We start from the raw sequence: 17,952 nt of genomic DNA on the forward strand, positions 1-17,952 counted from the left end.
TAATGCCTTTAATCAATTTTAATTTTTTATTTTTTTAATAAAAGGATTGTTTTGAAAAGTTTTTTTTATGTTTTCTGTAGTAAAACTTTTCTCAATAGGACCGCTAGCAATTTTTTTTATATTTAATAAAATCACATGATCAAAGTAATTTTTTACTGTTTCTAAATCATGATGGACTACTAAAATAGTTTTATTTTGTTTTTGCAAATTTTTTAAAACTGTAATTATTTTTTTTTCTGTTTGAATATCTACTCCTTGAAAAGGTTCATCCATTAAATAAATTTCTCCTTGCTGCGCTAAAGCTCTTGCTAAAAATATTCTTTGTTGTTGTCCTCCTGATAGTTCTGCAATTTGACGATTTTTTAAATTAACCATTCCTACTTTATCTAAAGATTGCATAGCTATTTCATAATCTTTATTTGTTGGTTTTTTAAACCAACCTAAATGACCATACCTTCCCATTAAAACAACATCAAAAACAGTTGTAGGGAAATCCCAATCTACTGAATTTCTTTGCGGTACATAAGATATTTTTTTACGAAATTGTTTATATTTTTGATTATAAAATAAAATTTCTCCTGAAATTTTAGGTACTAATTCTATTAAAGTTTTAATTAAAGTTGATTTTCCAGCTCCGTTAGGACCAATAATTCCTGTTAGAGAGCCTTCGAAAATATTAATATCTATGTCCCATAATGCAGGTTTTAAATAATAAGAAACTGTTAAATCTTTAATTTGAATAGATGTTTTTGATTTTTTCATAATAAATTTTCTTTTATTACCTTAATATTATTTAAAAAAGCTCCTATATAAGTAGAATGTTTGTATTTAAAATTATTTAAAATTTCTATTTTTCTATCCGTTCCTAAAGAATCTGAATATAATTCAACATTATCAGGTATTTTAATTGGGTTTGAATTTTTTTTTAACTTGTTTACTTCTTCTTTAAGGCTTTTCAGAGAATCTTTTGGTATAGAATTTTCTGTAAAAATAGATTTTACATTGTTTTCTGATAGTATTTTTGATAATTGAATTATTCTATTTAAGCTAGATTCTGTTTGCGTTGATATACCTTGTATTGATTCTAATCTAAAAGAACATAAATTTTCTTCTGAAAATTTTTGCCAATAAGAAAAAGCATCATGAGCTGTAACTACAATAAATTCATTATTTTGTTTTGTTAATTCTTTTTTCAAGTTTTTCATTTCAGAAATAATTTTTTTTTTTAATTCTTCTAATTGAATATCAAAAATTTTATAATTATTTTCTAATTTTATTATATCTTCTTTTGTATTTAATGTTTGTTCTAATCTCGTTTTTAAGTTTTTATTTATATTTCTCCATAAATCTATTTCAAACCATACATGAGGATCATAATGTTCCGAATCATCTTCGCTTTTTATTAATTTGCTTTTATCTAAAAAATCACCAGCTATCCATAATTGATCTTTTTCTTTTAAAAGATAAAAAGAGTCTATCATTTTTGTTTCTAAATTTAAACCATTAATAATAATTAAATCAGCTTCTTTAATTTTTTTTCTGTCTGATAGAGTTGTTTTATAATTATGAGGATCTATTCCTGTATTCATCAAACTTTCACATTTAAAATTATCAATTTTTTTATATTTTAAATTATATTCTTTCGGTACTTCGTTAGAGTCTACAAAACCTAGAAGATGTTGCACAGAATCTTTTAAAATAGTAGTTGTTGTTAATATTTTTTTTATTTTTAATTGGTTTGGATTAATTTTTTCTTTTTCTTTTAAAAATGATATTAATGGAACTAATAAAATTAAGAATGTAACTGATATCATTATATATATATACCAGAAATTATAAATTTTTTCTTTTATTTTTAACATAATACAACAATATATAAATTTTTCCTCCTTAAAAATTTTATTAATATAAATTAGAAATTTTTGAAAAATAATATATTTTAAAAAATTTATTAAAATTACTTTTGTAATTAACAAAAAAAAATATTAATTTCAATAATTTAATAGATATTAATAATTAATTATATGTATTTCCTGTTATTTATTTTATATATATTTTTTTGTATCAGTCTTATTATTTAATTTATATATTTTTGCTTAATTTTTAATTATTTTAAATTAAAATTTTATTTTTTTGTTTATTTTTTTTTTTTTTTAGTTTATTTCTTTATTATTTTCAATAAATCTTTTCAATAACAACATTAGAAATTAATGTTTTATTTAACATTAAATTTATTTATTTATATATTTTTTTCGATTTTCAAAATGCATAGTATTAAAATTAATATTATATTATATTAAACTTTAATTAAATTTTTCTTTCTTTCGATGCATTCTTATACATATAAATTATATACTAAAATATTTTGAAATACAAATTAAAAAAATTAATTTTTTTAAATAAAAAAAGTAAATGAAGTTGACAAAACATTATTTAAATTATACAATAAAACTAATATTTAAATTTATTTTGTTTTTTTTGTATTTTGTTTTGAAAGAATTTCCTTAATTTATGAAAAATAATTTTAATGAACTTTTTAAACAATTATAAATTTAACAATAAAATATTAAAAATAAATTTTTTAATAAAAAAATAAATTAAATAAAAAAAAATAAAAATAAATATTATTAAATAATTAAAATAAATAATTTAAAATATTAAATTTTAATTTTAAGTTGTTTTTTAATTAAAAAATAATCTTTATGTTTTGTTTAAGAAGAGGTAAATTAATGAATCATTGTCTTATTGAAATAAAAAATTTAAACAAGTCTTTTATTAATCATGCTGTTTTAAAAAATATTAATTTACGAATTAAATCTAAAGAAATAATAACTATTATTGGACATTCTGGTTCAGGGAAATCTACTTTATTAAGATGTTTAAATTTACTAGAAAGACCGGATTCAGGAGAAATTTTAATAAATGGAAGAAATATTTTAACTAAAGATTTTCCTTTGTCTTATTTAAGAAGTAAAGTGGGTATGGTTTTCCAAAATTTTAATTTATTTGATAAAAGAACAGTTTTAGAAAATTGTTGTTTAGCTCCTATGAAAGTTTTGAATTTAACAAAAGAAAAGGCAAAGAAAAATGCTTTTTTGAAATTAGAAGAAGTAGGTATGGAAAAATTTGCTCACAAAAGTGTTGAAAAACTTTCCGGAGGGCAAAAACAAAAAGTTGCTATTGCTAGGGCTTTATGCATGTATCCTAGAGTTCTTCTTTTAGATGAACCTACTTCCGCTTTGGATCCTGAATCTTCTCAAGAAATTCTTAGGATATTACAGAAATTATCGAAACATAAAGATATGACTTTAATAATTGTAACTCATGAAATGAAATTTGCTAAAAAAGTATCTCATCAAATTTGTTTCATGGAAAAAGGTAGAATTGTAGAAAAAGGAAAATCTAGAGATATTTTTGAAACTAATGATTATCCAAAAGCTAAGTCTTTTTTTGAAGATTTTTGATTTTTTTAATAATTTTTTTAAAATATTAATAATTTAATAATATTTTTTTAATTAAAAAATTATTATTCTTTTTGCTTTATTTCTTAAAAAGATGGAAATTTATTTTCATTTATGTTTTAAAATTTAATTAAAAAATGAATGCAATTATCTAATTTTAAAAAAAACAAAAAACCATAAAGAAAGGTATTAATTAAAAATTAAATTGTTATGTCGAATAAAATAAATAAAATAAAAAATTGTTATTTTTATATTAAAAAAAAATGGAATAAAATAATTAAAATATTTCTATTATGTACTTGTGTTTTTATTTTAATTTGGATGCATTATTTTGTTTTATTTTCTTTTAATAAGAAAAATAATCAAAATTTTTTTCAAGATAAAAAAAATGTAATTACGTTAGGTGTTCATAATAACATCCCTCCTTTTATTTTTGATGGTTATGATGCTAAATATAGTGTGCCTACTGAAAATGGAGAAACTATTAGTGGTATTGATATTCTTTTATGTAAAGAATTAGCAGATCAAATGGGAAAAAAATTATCTATTAAAATTTATGATTTTGCTGGTCTTTTGTCTGCTTTAGAAACTGGAAAAGTTGATTTTGCTCTTGGTTTGATGAATGCTACTGACAAACGTAAAGAAAAAATGTTGGTTGTTGAATATTGTGAACCAGAAGTAGGAATTATGGTAAGAAAAGAACACCAACCATTTTTCGAACAACATTTAGATAAAAAAGATAATATTATTTCTTTATCAAATTTAAGAAAATCATTTGATGAAAATTCTAAAATAAAATTATCTACAATGACTGGTTGTGTTTTTGATGAAAAAGTTAGAAATTATTTGGATAAAGATGAGCATAATGTTTTTGATAAAGATTCTATTTACTTAACTAGAGAAGATATAGTTAAGTGTGTTAATTTATTAGATAAAAAAGTTACTGATGTTTTGATATTGGATAAAATTTTGTTGGATAATTATATCGAAAATGATGAAGAGCAAAAGTTTGTTTCTTTTACTTTAAAAAATGATTTTGTAGTTAGTAATTTAGGTATGTTTATTAAAAAAAATAACCCAAATTTAAAATCAGAATTAGAAGAAGCTTTAACAAAAATAAAAAATAAAATGCCAAATTATATGGATGTTTTTAAAGAAAAAGCTTTAGAAGATTTAAGATATGTTCAAAAAAAAATAAATTCTAATAAAAATGAAAGTTTTGTGAAAAAAATATTAATTTCTTTTCCTTCATATATAAAAAGTTTTTTTATGTCTTTTATATTGGCTCTTGATGGACTTATTTTAGGTTTTTTTGCAGCTTTATTTTTAGTTAAAATTAAAATATTTTCTGAAGATATAGAGAAAAACAGTTTTCTTTTCTATATTAGAAAATGGTTTTTTATTGCAATTGAATTTTTTATTAATTTTTTAAAATCTGTTCCTATATCAGTTCAAGCTTTGTTATTTTTTAATTTATTTATAAGTAGTTTTGATGTTTTTAAAGGTTTTTTAGGTACTTTTTATATATCTTTAATTGTTATTGTTTTAAACACAGCAGCAAATCTTATGCATATTATGATTGAAAATATTAGGTTTTTAGACCAGGGTCAAATAGAAGCAGCTTATGCTTTGGGAATGGAAAAAAAGCAAGTTTTTCGTTATATTATTTTTGATCAAAGTATAAAAAGAACCTATCCTTCTATTTTTTCACAATTTTTAAATAATATTAAAGATACTGCTTTATTTTCTATTATTGGATTAATGAGTCTTTTGTGGACTGCTCAAAGAAATATCTCTATTACTTATGATTCTGTTATTCCTTATTTTATTGTTAGTTTAATTTATTTTGTTTTAGTTTCTTTTACTAATTTATTAGTTTTTTTTACTCAAAAAGATAAATAATTAATTAGAAAATAATTTATAAAAAAACATAAAACATAAAAATATTTATTTAAAAGTAAAAATTTTTTATGTTTTTATGTTTTTTCTTGTAAAGAAAAGTAAAAAATATTATAATGTGGATATTATATTGTTAATTATTTTAATTTTATCATTAATAAAATTAACTTTATATTTGTAATTTATTATAATTATTATTATCATTTAATATATATTAAAATTTTTTATATTTTTATATTTTTTTATTAATTAATTTGTTTTTTTTAATTTGTTTTTTTAAATTTTTTTTTAATTTGTTTTTTTTTTTTTACATATGAATATAATTTTAAGTTTAAGTTAAATTTTAAAAATATTTTTACTTAATAATCTTTAAAAAAAACAATTAATTTAAAGATTATTATTTTTTATAATTTTTTTGGATTTTTTGAATTTAATTTAATTTTTTATGTTAATTAAGTATATTTTTTATAATTATTTTTAAATTAATAAAAATAAAAAAGAAAAGATTAAAAATCATTGTAAGAAAACAAAGAGGATTATTGCTCTGTTATGTTAGAGAGAAAAAATATTTTTATCAATAAAAAAATAGTTTATTGTTTTTATTTTTTAATAATTATATTATCTTTTTTTTTCACTGTTGCTTTTTCTTTAATGAATTTTTTTCATAAAGAAAAGCAATTTAGTAAAAATTTTAAAATAGGAAAATCTACTGGAGAACTTCTTATAGTAGATTGCAAAGCAGATTCTACAACTAAGAAAAATGAATTATTATCTTTGAATGATCCTTTTATTAATGATGAACAACAAACTTACACTATAGAAGAAACACATATAGTTAAATTAGATAGCAATCAAACTAAAAATAAAGCTGTAGATTTATTAAATAAATATAAATGGTTAAGTATTAATTATAAAATTTTTTTATTAGCAAAAAATAATAATAGTAACGATGATTTAATGTTAATAAGTACTAAAAAAGGCCAAGATATAACAACTTCTATATATGATGAGAAATCTAATAGTGAAAAAGAATCTAGTATTTTTCCTACTCTTCTTTCTTATTCTAAAGTAGATAATAGTTCTAATAATAAACAACCTTATGTTGATGCTTCTGGCAAATTACAACGTCCTGAAATGTTAAAGAAATCAGCTTCTAACGCAAATGATGAATATTTTTCTTATGAAGTTTTGATACAAATACAAAGTAATATTACTTTAAATAAAGAAAATTTGAAAGATTTTTTTGATTCTTATAATAGACACAATCATACTAAAAGAAGAAGTTATTCTGAATTTGCTAGTGATTACGATACTCCTTCTATAAAAATTATAGTAGAGTATGATTTAGTTGATGAAAATGGACGAGAACATTCTGCAAAATCAAGTAGAAAAGGTTCTTTAGGAATGAAATTACCAACTCAAGAAACACATGTTGATAGTAAAAAAGGTGAAAAAATTTTAGTTAAAATAGTTAATTTAGAACAAAATAGAAATGTACAAACTAATACAATAAGCAATTAATAATTTTTATTTAAAATTTTTATATTTTAAATTTTTATAAGAAAATTTTAATATTTTCTTATAAAAAGGAAGGAATTTTTTATGAAAATTTAATTATGTTTTTATATAAAAAAAAAAATAAAAAAAAATATTTTTTTATTTTTTTTTATACTTTTTTTGTTTTTTTGTTTCCCAATAATTTATTATATGCATCTGAAGGCGAAGAAATAGAAAAAGAAAATGTTTGTAATTTTATTAGTGCTAAAATACAAAAACCAAATGTGATTCAAATATCTAAAAAAAATAATCCTGATGGAATCTTATTGGAAAAAAAATATGTTTTAAATGTTAAAAGTATTCCTGATAAATATTCTTTATTTTCAAAAAAAAAATCAGAAGAATTTCAAAAATATTATTTTCAAGTTTCGGTTATTGATAATAAGAAAAAATCTTTAATAAAAACAGATAATGTTTTTCTTCATGTTAATGCTAAGATTTTTTTAGATTCTAAAGAAAATGATCAATTAGTTATTAAAGAAAAAACTGAACAATTTGATATTGAATTTTTTGTAAAAAATAATAATGGTATTTTTGAATCTAAATTTAAACAAACAAATGATGAAAAAAAAAATTTTATGCAAAAAATTCCTTATGATGTTGAATCACAAGAAATTATGATTAAAGTTGGTCATAAATTTAATGTTTTCGGTATGGAAAGCGAAATAGAAAAAATTCCTTTTTCTTTAAGTGTTGATTTTGATTTAGTTTATAATGATAATTCTATTTGCGGAAAAGACTATGAAAAAATAAAATGTGTTCATTTAATTGATAAAATTAATCCTCTATTTTCTAGAGAAGAAAAATTAGTTCAAAAATTAGTTGATAAAAAAAAATTTTATTTAATTAAGCATATTTTATTTCCTTTACAATCTCAAGAAAATATAAAAAAAATTTTAAAACAATTTTCTAATTTCAAATTTTATTCAAAATTTGAGGAAAATATATTAAACCATTATAAAGATAATAATTCATCAGATTTTATAATTTTTTATATTAATAAACAAAATGATATTAAAATTTTTGATATAAATTCATTAGATAATATTTCTAATAAATTTGATTTTTTTAAAAATTTTTTTGATTTTGTTTTAAAGGAAAAAAATATAGAAAGAATTTTTATTTTATGGAATAAAAAAAATTATTCTCCTTTTGACGAAAAAACTTTTTCTAATCTTCATTGTAAAATTTTTTTACCAAATGTAGGTTGTTTTTATTTGTGTTATCCGACTAGTACTATTTTAGGTTCTAATAAAAGTTATTATAATGATTTTATTACGAGAATGCATAGAAAATTTAATAAAGAACCAAATTTAAATAGTTTTTTTATATCATTAAAAGAACCTATTAATTTATTAGAAAAAATAAAACAATTTGAGATTCAATATGAAAAATGTAAATTGGTTTCAACAACTGAAGATTTATTAGAATTAGATAAGGATTTTTATAAATTAAAATTTTATTTTGTTGAAGAAAATAATTTGGGAATTAAAAATAATAATTTAAATTTTAATAATAATGAAATAGAATAAAATTTATAAATTTTTTAAGAGGATAAAAATAAAAAAAGATAATACAAATAATGATTAAAATAGAAAATGGTAAAAATTTGATATTAGATAGCGATAGTGATTTTAATATTAATTTGTTTTTAAATATGTTTTTATTTTTTACTTTATGTTTTTTTTCTTTATATTTTTTATATATTAATAATAGTTTTGAAGAAGAAATTAAAAATTTAGAACAAAAAATAAATAATAATCAAAATAATGAAATTAATAGTATTAATAATCTTAATAATCATGATGTAGTTTTGGATTTAGATCCTGATCAAATACAAAATATAATAGTTCCTATTGTTGAACAAAAATTTGAAAATCAAATGAAAGATTATAAAGATGATATAAATTATTTAATAGAACAAAATAAAGTTTTATCTTCTAATGAATATGTTTACAAAACATCTTCTTCTGCAAATTCTGAATTTGAAAACAATAATGGTTATAATAGTTGCGATAAAAATTCATTTGATAATAATCATTATAATATGGGAAATTATACGGAAAATAATAATTTATCATCATTCAACAATTCTGATACTAAATTTTTTCCTAAAGATAAAAAAAATTTTATTCCTTTTGAAGATGTTATTGGTATGAATGAAGAAAAAAAAGCTTTAGAAGAATTTTTGAATTATTTAGAACATCCAGAAAATTATGATCCAGATGTTATAGGAGCTATAGACGCTCCTAGAGGAGTTATTTTATATGGTTGTCCAGGAACAGGAAAAACTTTACTTTCTAGAAGTTTATCAAAAAAAGCAGGACCTCAAGTAAGTTTTTATGAGTTAGCATCTCCTGAGTTTTCTTGTGGTATTTATGGCGAAGGACCTGCAAAAGTACGTGATTTATTTAGAGATGTAAGAAACAATAATAAAAAACCTGAAATTAAAGCTTCTATTATATTTTTAGATGAATGTGAAGAAATTTTTAAAAATTTATCTAAATTAGGTGAAAATGTTAGTAAAGATTTAGCTAATATTGTTAATCAGTTTAAAACTGAGACTACAAGTGCTGATAATGATCCTAAAAAACCTATTTTAATTATTGGCGCTACTAATCATTATGATAAATTAGATGAAGCTATTAAATCTCGTTTTGATTATCATATAGAAGTTAAAGTTTTTGATAAGGATTTTAGATTAGAATTTTTAAAACAAAGAATTCAAAAAAGAAATAATAAATATAATGAAGAAGCTAAAGATTATTTATTTAATACTGTTAATGAACTTATTGAGAATTTTCCTGAAGAAAAAAGAGCTAATAGAACATTAGAAAATTTTTTAAATTCTATAGTAAGGAATGCAGCTAAAAATAACCGATCAATAGTAGAAAAACAAGATATTGAAACGTCTTATAAAAAAATTTTTCTATTATAATTTAATTTTAACTTCCTCTATTATTAATAAATTAATAAAAATATTTTTAATAAAAAAAATAAAAAATAATAATTTAAAAATAAATTATTTTTTCATTAAAAATTAATTAAATATTTTGAAAAAATTAATTTATTTTTTTAGGAATTAAAATAATTTTAATAAAAAATACTATTATTAAAAATAAAAATGAACAAAAAAGATTTAAATTTTGTTTAATTTTTTTTTGAATAAAAAAATAATCTATTTTGTTTATGTCCAAAGAACCTCTTATGAAATATGAAGGAGTTTCAAGATTATTTTCTTCTGAATTATTTATTCCTATAAAATTTTTATCACTATCAAAACATAAAAAAAATAATTGTTTATTATTTAATTTTTTTTTATTTTGTAGATCGAAATTAGAAGAAAATAAAAATGAATTTTTTTCTATTTCGCTTATATTGCTTTTAAATATTCTTGGTAAATGTTTTTCGTTATCGTTATTTTTTAAAAAATATATTTTTTCTCCTGTTAATAATTGTTTTTTATTTTTGGTTGGAGTAATAGGTAAATCGTGTTTAGATTTGAAAGTAATTAAAACTAAATCATTTGTGTCTAAAAAAATATTTTGTATATTGCCTTTTTCTTTTATTAAAATATTATCATAATTATATGCCATTATATCTATTTCATCTGAAAAAATGTTTTTAATATTATTTAATATTTTGTAAAAAATATCATCATTAGATTCAAAAGTAGATAATACAAAATATAAAAATTCATCATTAGGTAAATTTTGTTTTTGAAATATAATTCCATTTCCGCTGTTATTTGGTTCTTGATTCCAAACTATTAAAGAATTTTTTATTTTTTCTGCATTTGTTATTTTTTTATTTTTTATTTTATCTAAATTTATAATTTCGAAAGATAAAAAAGAATTATCTTGTGTTTCTTGGGAATTTTTGTAAATATTATATTGTATTTTTTCAATAGTATTGTTTTTTATTTTTTTTTCAAATTGAATTATAAAAATTTTATTTTCATTATTGTTTTTTGTTTCTAACGTCATTTGAACTTGTTCTTTTGTTGGATCTAAAGAAAATATTTTTTTTTCATTATCTCCGTTATTTGTTAATTTTATTTCTAATAAAAGATTTTTATTTTCTTCATTACTTTCTATTATTTTCGATATAAATTTTTTTTTTGTTTCGTTTTTTTTAAATTTGAATAAATATTCTAAAAAAATTGTTAAATTATAATTTTCTTTAATTTTATTTTCTGAATTATTTTTTTCAAAGTAATTTAAAAAATTATTCATTTCTCTTTCTATTATATTTTCTTCAGAATAATTAAAGAATTGTTGTAATTTATTTTTTTCTTTAGCGATTAATATGTCTTTAAATAAATTTTTTATATGCAATATATTAATAGCTTGAGAAAATTTATCTTCTTCAAAATCACTTTGTATTGTGCTTCTGTTTATTCCTAAAATTTGACCTTTTTTGTTAAAAATAGGTCCACCGCTATTTCCATTATCTAATTCAATATTAAAATTAATTTCTTTTGGATTAAAAAAAATAATATTACCTTTTTTTAATAAATTTGTTTCTGTTATTAAAATACGTTTTGGAATAATTTTTTGTTCATTTTCTTCAAACATAATTTCCATTGTATCCCAATCTATTTTTATAATATTTATTTCTTTTTCATTTTTAGGAAAAAGTAAATCTATATTATGAAGAGGCACCATTTTAGAGCCCATACTAAAAATAGATTCTCCTTGATTAATTTGTAGCATTTCTTCTTCTACTATTGAATTATTTAAAATTTCTTTTATTTCTTGAAATTTATTATCATCTTCATCTGTAAATTTTAAAATACCTAAATCATCATATTTTTTTTCACTATCAATAAATCCTACTAATTCTGTTTTTTTATTTTGAAAAAAATTATTGATTAGTCTAATATTAGTTGTTAATTGAGTATTTAAATCTTTTATTTCTTCTGTGATTACGTGTTTATTTGTTAAAACGTAATATTCATACATTGTTTTATTGTCTATTATTATTGGTTTTACTTCAAAAATAAATCCTGAACCAATAGACTTTTCTAAAACTATTAAAAATGTAATTTTTGATAAATTTTCAATTTGATCTGATAAAGTTGAATTTTTTTGCATTTTCATTTTTTTTAAATTTTTTATTATTTTATTTTCTTCTTTTAATTGTTTTAAGTTTTGATAGCATTTTTTTATTTCTTTCATTTTAGCATTTTCTAAAACTTTATATTCTAATAATAAATTTTCTTCTGTTTGTAATTTTTCGCATAAAAAACCTGCAAAAATCTGTTTTTTGTCTAAAAAAATATATTCTTTTTGTATTTCTGAAGGATTGTTATTTTTTTGAAATTCTATAGGAAATCTATATTCATTTTGTTTTTTTTCACAATTTTTTGCAATATCTCTTGTTTCTAAGTTATAGCAATTTAAAAAAGATAATAAATGATTAGTTGTTAAAATATATTTTTCATCGGAATTATTGTTTTGTTGTAATGAAATTCCTGCAAATTCACCTTTAGTTGTGAAAAAAATTTTATTATTTTCTCCAGTTATTGAAACAGGTAAATAATGAGTGTCTTCTAATTCATAATCACTACTTATAATTCCTTCTTGAAAAAGTTTTATATTTGTTTTTTTATCTATAGTAAAAGAATATATTTCTTCTCCTTTTTTGAAACTATGTTTTTTTAATTTATATGTTTCTAATGTGTTGAAATCAAAATTTGGATCATTTTGTTTATTAAATGTTTTATTTAGTTTATCTTGAATATTTTGAATTATTTTTAATTTATTGTTTGATTTATTAAAATTAATTTGATTTTCGTTAATTTGATTTGAAATTATATTTTCTTTATTTATGATGAATAAAAATTTATAATAAAAAAAAATAACCATAAAGAATAGAAAAAAAAATAAAAAAGATAAAAAATAATAATTTTTTAAATATTTAAATGAATATATACTTTTCAAGAAAACATACTCCTATTTTATTTTTGTTTTTGTTTAATTTATTTTTTTAATTAAAAATTATTTTATTTTTTTTATATAATGATTGTTTATTTAAAATTTTAATAATTTACATGCATTTATATTTTAAACAATTATTTATTTAATTGTTTTAACAAAATTATTTTTTATTAACAATTTTTATTGACTTTGTAAAAAAAAAACTTTAAAATATAAATTAGCAGTCATTAACAATGAGTGCTAGAAATTAATAATAAATTTTATAGAGGTGTATAAGGGCGCGAAATGATGCCTAATTATCAGTGATTTCACGCATCACGAACATAATGATAATGTGTTCCTTCATATTCTTGGCTTTTTAAACGAAAGAATGAAAAGTTACAGCAAAGAATAAAAGCGGATTGAGGAGAAATTCATATCCAACAAGATCACGCCAGAAGAATGACTCGCATGGATAACCTTTATGAAAAAAGGCTAAATGCAATAAAAGGGGAATTGTGCTACTAAACAGAAATGAATTGTAACTGTTTATCAAAGTTATTTGAAAATTACTTTATATGATTTTTAAAATTATCAATGTTTTTGAAAAAACATCATAGGGTTATTAGTATTAACCTAACTTTTGAACCTACCTTTATATATAAAAAGAACTTATTCTTTAATGTTATATAGATTGAAGATTAAATTATAAAGGTTTGCATACCTAAATGAGTCGCGTAGATAATTAGAGTAACTTCGATCTTCCTAAACTTCTCTTAGAGAAAAAAATTCTCTTAAGAAAAACACAGAATAGTCTGTGGAGGCAAGGAAAAAGCAGAATCATAGTAGTCGTGAGTAATTCAAAGCTTCTTTTGGAAGAAAGAAGTGCACTGACTCACCAAGGCGAAGGGTAACAACCTTTACAAGGCGAAAGAGGAAAAAGAAGTTTTGAGAAAAAACTTTTTTAACCGCCGAATGCTTGGAAACTTGCTTGTTCGGTGGTGTGAGGGGCTTAGATTAATATCTAATAAAGAGAAAAACGGTCTAATTCTATCTCGATCTAATCAAACCAGCAATGGTAAAAATAAATGAATGGAGTGAATAAAATAATGAAAACAAATAAAATTATTGGAATAGATTTAGGAACTACAAATTCTTGTGTTTCTATTATGGAAGGAAGAGAACCTAAAGTTATTACTAATGCAGAAGGCGGCAGAACTACTCCTTCAATTGTTTCTTTCAAAGGAGAAGATATTTTTGTAGGTGAAATAGCTAAAAGACAAATGTTAACAAATCCTAATACTGTTGCGTCTATTAAAAGACATATGGGAGAAAGTGATTTTACTGTGAATATAAATGGTAAAAAATATACTCCTCAAGAGATTAGTGCTATGATTTTGAGAAATTTAAAACAACAAGCTGAGGAATATTTAGGATGTTCTGTTACACAAGCTGTTATTACCGTACCTGCTTACTTTAATGATTCTCAAAGACAAGCTACTAAAGATGCTGGTAGAATAGCTGGTTTAGAAGTGAAAAGAATTATTAATGAACCTACTGCTGCTGCTTTAGCTTATGGTTTAGATAAGAGTCAAAATAGAGAACAAAATATTTTGGTTTTTGATTTAGGAGGCGGTACTTTTGATGTTTCTATTTTAAATTTAGATGAAGGTAATTTTTCTGTTTTAGCTACTTCAGGTGATAATCATTTGGGTGGTGATGATTTTGATTATAAAATAGTTGATTTTTTAGTTAAAGAATTTAAAAAAGAACATGGTATTGATTTATCTAAAGATCGACAAGCTTCACAAAGATTAAAAGATGCAGCTGAAAAAGCTAAAAAAGAATTAAGTGGATTAACTTCTACTCAAATTTCTTTACCTTTTATTACTATGAGTAAATCTAGTGGTCCTCTTCATTTTGAATATAATTTAACTAGAACAATTTTTAATGAGTTAACACATGATTTAGTAGAACGTTGTTTAGTTCCTTTAAAAAAAGCTTTAAGCGATTCTAAATTAACTTCAACAAAAATTGATCAAGTTCTTTTAGTAGGAGGTTCTACTAGAATACCTGCTGTTCAAGAATTAGTAAAAAATGTATTAAATAAAAATATTTTAAATAAAAGTATTAATCCTGATGAAGTAGTTGCTATGGGAGCTGCTATACAAGGAGCTATATTAACTGGAGATGTAGAAGATATTGTTCTTTTAGATGTTACTCCTATTTCTTTAGGTATTGAAACTTTAGGAAATGTTTTTACTAAGTTAATCGACAGAAACACTACTATTCCTACTTCACAAAAGCAAATTTTTTCTACTGCTGAAGATAATCAAAATTCTGTAGATATTCACGTTTTACAAGGAGAAAGACCTTTAGCTAGTGAAAATAAATCTTTAGGAAGATTTCGTTTAGATAATATTCCTTCAGCTCCTCGCGGCGTTCCTCAAATACAAGTAACTTTTGATATTGATGTTAATGGTATTGTTTCTGTTAAAGCAACAGATTTAGGAACTAAAAAAGAACAAAAAATTGTTATTTCTGGTAGTAATTCTTTATCTGAAGAAGAAATTCAAAGAATGCTTAAAGAAGCTGAAGAAAATGCAGCATCTGATAAATTACAAAGAGAAAAAATTGATACTCGTAATGAGGCTAGCAATTTGATTTTTCAAACTAAAAAAACTTTAGTTTCTTTAAAAGATTCAATTACTTCTGAAGACAATAAAAAAATTGAAGAATGCATAAAAGAATTAGAAGAAGCTTTGAGACATGAAGATTATAAATTAATTAGAGAAAAACATGATTATTTAGAAAAAGAAGCACAACAAGTGGCTGTTAAAGCTTATCAAGCATCTCAGGAAAAACAAAAAGAAAATCAAGGACAAAATGATAATAAAAACAATAATAAAGAAAATGATAATGTTGTTGATGCAGATTTTGAAGAAAAAAAATAATATTTTAAAAATATAGATATTATTATAAACCAAGAAAAGAGGATTAGCTCTTTTTTTGGTTTCTTTATTAAAATTTTCAATTTTTAATAAAGAAAACATTTAGCAGGAGTTTATATTGTGAAAAAAACAAAAGATTATTATGAAATTTTAGGATTGACAAGAAATGCTACAGAAGAAGACATTAAAAAAGCTTATAAGAAACTTTCTAAAAAATATCATCCTGATGTTTCTAAGGATCCTAAATCAGAAGAAAAATTTAAGGAAGTTCAAGAAGCTTATCATGTTTTAAAAGATCCGAATAAAAGAAGTAGTTATGATCGTTTTGGGAATTCTAATGGAAATAATTTTCATCAAAGCGGATTTCAAGGTTTTGGTGGAGAAAATATGGAATTTGATTTTGGTGATATTTTTGAAAGTTTTTTCGGCAGTAGACAAAATAAAAGTAATAAAAATAATTCTAATCCTGCGCCTGAAGATAAACATATAGAATTATGTATCGATTTTATGGATTCAGTTTTGGGAGCAAAAAAAGAAATTAATTTTGTTGTTGAAGAAGATTGTCATAAATGTCATGGTACAGGAGCTCAAAGCCCAAAAGATATTGAATTATGTAGTTATTGCGATGGAACTGGATATATTACTGTTAATAAAAGAATTTTTTTAGGTAATATAACTACTCAACAAATTTGTCCTCAATGTAAAGGAAAAGGTCAAACCATTTTAAATAAATGTTATTTTTGTCAAGGAAAAAAAAGAGTTAAAAAAAACAAAAGAACTATTTTTAATATACCTGCAGGAGTGGAAAAAGGAATGACTTTTAAATTAGAGCAACAAGGGGACGGAGGTCATTTAAATTCTCCTAACGGTGATTTATATATAGAAATTTCAATTAAAGATCATGAAATTTTTAAAAGAGAAAAGCAAAATATCATTTCTACTGCTTATATAACTTTTTATGAAGCTGTTTTAGGAACTGTTATAAGCGTCCCTACTATTTATGGTGAAATTGATTTAAAAATTCCTGAAGGTACTCAATCTCACACTAGTTTTAGAATTAAAAATAAAGGTGTTCCTTATTTAAATTCTTCTTATAAAAAGGGAGATCATTATGTTATTATTAAAATAACTACACCTAAAAATTTAACTACTACGCAAAAAAATATTTTGAAACAATTTAAAGAATTAGAAAAATCAAATAATAATAAAAAAAGTAAATCCTGGTTTTTTAAATAAATTTTTTTTAAAAAAATATTCTTCTTATATATTGTATTATAAAAAAAAATTTTATAATTTTATTTGTGATATCATATATTTATGAAGAATATTTTTTTTAAAAAAAGATTCTTATATTCAAAACAATAAAATTATATAAGTAAGGAAATTCTTAAAAAAATTATGATTTTAGTAAGGGCGCGAAATGATGCCTAATTATTAGTGATTTCACGCATCACGGACATAATGATAATGTGTTCCTTCAGATTCTTGGCTTTTGAAACGAAAGAATCAAAAGTTACAGCAAAGAATAAAAGCGGGTTGAGGAGAAATTCATATCCAACAAGATCACGCCAGAAGAATGGCTAATATGGATAACCTTTATAAAAAAAAGGCTAAATGCAATAAACGGAGTAGTTATACTGCTGAACAGAAATGAATTGTAACTGTTTGTTAAAGTTATTTGAAAATTATATTATTGGATTTTCAAAATTATCAATTTTATTAAATAAAACAATAAAATATCATATGGTTATTATTAACCTAACTTTAAACCTACCTTTTTATATAAAATAACTTACTCTTTCATGTTATATAGATGGAAGAATAAATTATAAAAAAGGTCTGCATACCTAAAGGAGTCGCGTAGATAATTAGAGTAACTTCGATCTTCCTAAACTTCTCTTAGAGAAAAAAATTCTCTGAAAAAAAACACAGAATAGTCTGTGGAAGCAAGGAAAAAGCAGAATCATAGTAGTCGTGAGTAATACAAAGCTTCTTTTGGAAGAAAGAAGTGGACTGACTCACCAAGGCAAAGGGTAACAACCTTTACAAGGCGAAAGAGGAAAAAGAAGTTTTAACACAAAAACTTGTTTAACCGCCGAATGCTTGGAAACTTGCTTGTTCGGTGGTGTGAGGGGCTTAGATTAATATCTAGTAAATAGAAAA

At 21.1% G+C, this 17,952-nt stretch carries 11 protein-coding genes; 8 read left to right on the forward strand and 3 right to left on the reverse strand.

All coding sequences use genetic code 11. From position 1 onward, the window contains the following. Positions 1-18: 18 nt before the first annotated feature. Positions 19-762, reverse strand: a complete 744-nt coding sequence (locus tag FEF22_RS00500; RefSeq protein WP_138107825.1) for a metal ABC transporter ATP-binding protein — start codon at positions 760-762, stop codon at positions 19-21. Next, positions 759-1,814, reverse strand: a complete 1,056-nt coding sequence (locus FEF22_RS00505) for a metal ABC transporter solute-binding protein, Zn/Mn family (RefSeq protein WP_246833684.1) — start codon at positions 1,812-1,814, stop codon at positions 759-761. The genes FEF22_RS00500 and FEF22_RS00505 overlap by 4 nt, the downstream gene beginning before the upstream one ends. Before the next feature lie 915 nt (positions 1,815-2,729). On the opposite strand from FEF22_RS00505, the gene FEF22_RS00510 reads away from it, so the two are divergent. The 5 genes from FEF22_RS00510 (at position 2,730) to FEF22_RS00530 (ending at position 9,855) form a co-directional block, all read left to right on the forward strand. Beyond that, positions 2,730-3,464: an amino acid ABC transporter ATP-binding protein gene (locus FEF22_RS00510; protein ID WP_138107864.1), complete on the forward strand. Its 735-nt coding sequence runs from the start codon at positions 2,730-2,732 to the stop codon at positions 3,462-3,464. 207 nt (positions 3,465-3,671) lie between these two features. Then, a complete protein-coding gene (locus FEF22_RS00515; RefSeq protein WP_138107823.1) occupies positions 3,672-5,363 on the forward strand; it encodes a transporter substrate-binding domain-containing protein in 1,692 nt (563 codons plus the stop codon). A gap of 546 nt (positions 5,364-5,909) precedes the next feature. Then, the gene (locus FEF22_RS00520; RefSeq protein ID WP_138107822.1) at positions 5,910-6,881 is read left to right on the forward strand and encodes a hypothetical protein; all 972 of its coding nucleotides are present in this window, start codon (positions 5,910-5,912) and stop codon (positions 6,879-6,881) included. 95 nt (positions 6,882-6,976) lie between these two features. After that, positions 6,977-8,449: a hypothetical protein gene (locus FEF22_RS00525; protein ID WP_138107821.1), complete on the forward strand. Its 1,473-nt coding sequence runs from the start codon at positions 6,977-6,979 to the stop codon at positions 8,447-8,449. 50 nt (positions 8,450-8,499) lie between these two features. Then, on the forward strand, positions 8,500-9,855 hold the full coding sequence (locus tag FEF22_RS00530; RefSeq protein WP_138107820.1) for an AAA family ATPase: 1,356 nt from the start codon (positions 8,500-8,502) through the stop codon (positions 9,853-9,855). Positions 9,856-9,979: 124 nt separating this feature from the next. Here the strand turns inward: FEF22_RS00530 and FEF22_RS00535 are convergent, their stop codons facing one another. Next, positions 9,980-12,862, reverse strand: a complete 2,883-nt coding sequence (locus FEF22_RS00535; protein WP_138107819.1) for a trypsin-like peptidase domain-containing protein — start codon at positions 12,860-12,862, stop codon at positions 9,980-9,982. Positions 12,863-13,786: 924 nt separating this feature from the next. Between FEF22_RS00535 and FEF22_RS00540 the strand changes: the two genes are divergently transcribed. From FEF22_RS00540 to dnaJ, 3 genes are all read left to right on the forward strand, one after another. After that, positions 13,787-13,930 carry a hypothetical protein gene (locus FEF22_RS00540; protein WP_210352261.1) on the forward strand — a complete coding sequence of 48 codons (144 nt, stop codon included), beginning with the start codon at positions 13,787-13,789 and terminating at the stop codon, positions 13,928-13,930. Beyond that, positions 13,927-15,792, forward strand: a complete 1,866-nt coding sequence (dnaK, locus tag FEF22_RS00545) for a molecular chaperone DnaK (protein ID WP_210352262.1) — start codon at positions 13,927-13,929, stop codon at positions 15,790-15,792. Before FEF22_RS00540 ends, dnaK begins: the two co-directional genes overlap by 4 nt. Positions 15,793-15,909: 117 nt before the next feature. Continuing rightward, a complete protein-coding gene (gene dnaJ, locus FEF22_RS00550; protein WP_138107818.1) occupies positions 15,910-17,025 on the forward strand; it encodes a molecular chaperone DnaJ in 1,116 nt (371 codons plus the stop codon). Positions 17,026-17,952: the final 927 nt, after the last annotated feature.

Origin of the sequence: Texas Phoenix palm phytoplasma, assembly GCF_005774685.2 — a bacterium.
Classification (GTDB): Bacteria; Bacillota_I; Bacilli_A; order Acholeplasmatales; family Acholeplasmataceae; genus Phytoplasma.

Bases quoted from the DNA above. Each gene is read 5' to 3' on its own strand.
- FEF22_RS00510 (WP_138107864.1), top strand. From the start codon at position 2,730: ATGAATCATTGTCTTATTGAAATAAAAAATTTAAACAAGTCTTTTATT.
- FEF22_RS00530 (WP_138107820.1), top strand. From the start codon at position 8,500: ATGATTAAAATAGAAAATGGTAAAAATTTGATATTAGATAGCGATAGT.
- FEF22_RS00505 (WP_246833684.1), bottom strand. From the start codon at position 1,814: ATGATATCAGTTACATTCTTAATTTTATTAGTTCCATTAATATCATTT.
- FEF22_RS00515 (WP_138107823.1), top strand. From the start codon at position 3,672: ATGTCGAATAAAATAAATAAAATAAAAAATTGTTATTTTTATATTAAA.
- FEF22_RS00525 (WP_138107821.1), top strand. From the start codon at position 6,977: ATGTTTTTATATAAAAAAAAAAATAAAAAAAAATATTTTTTTATTTTT.
- FEF22_RS00500 (WP_138107825.1), bottom strand. From the start codon at position 762: ATGAAAAAATCAAAAACATCTATTCAAATTAAAGATTTAACAGTTTCT.
- dnaK (WP_210352262.1), top strand. From the start codon at position 13,927: ATGAATGGAGTGAATAAAATAATGAAAACAAATAAAATTATTGGAATA.
- FEF22_RS00520 (WP_138107822.1), top strand. From the start codon at position 5,910: ATGTTAGAGAGAAAAAATATTTTTATCAATAAAAAAATAGTTTATTGT.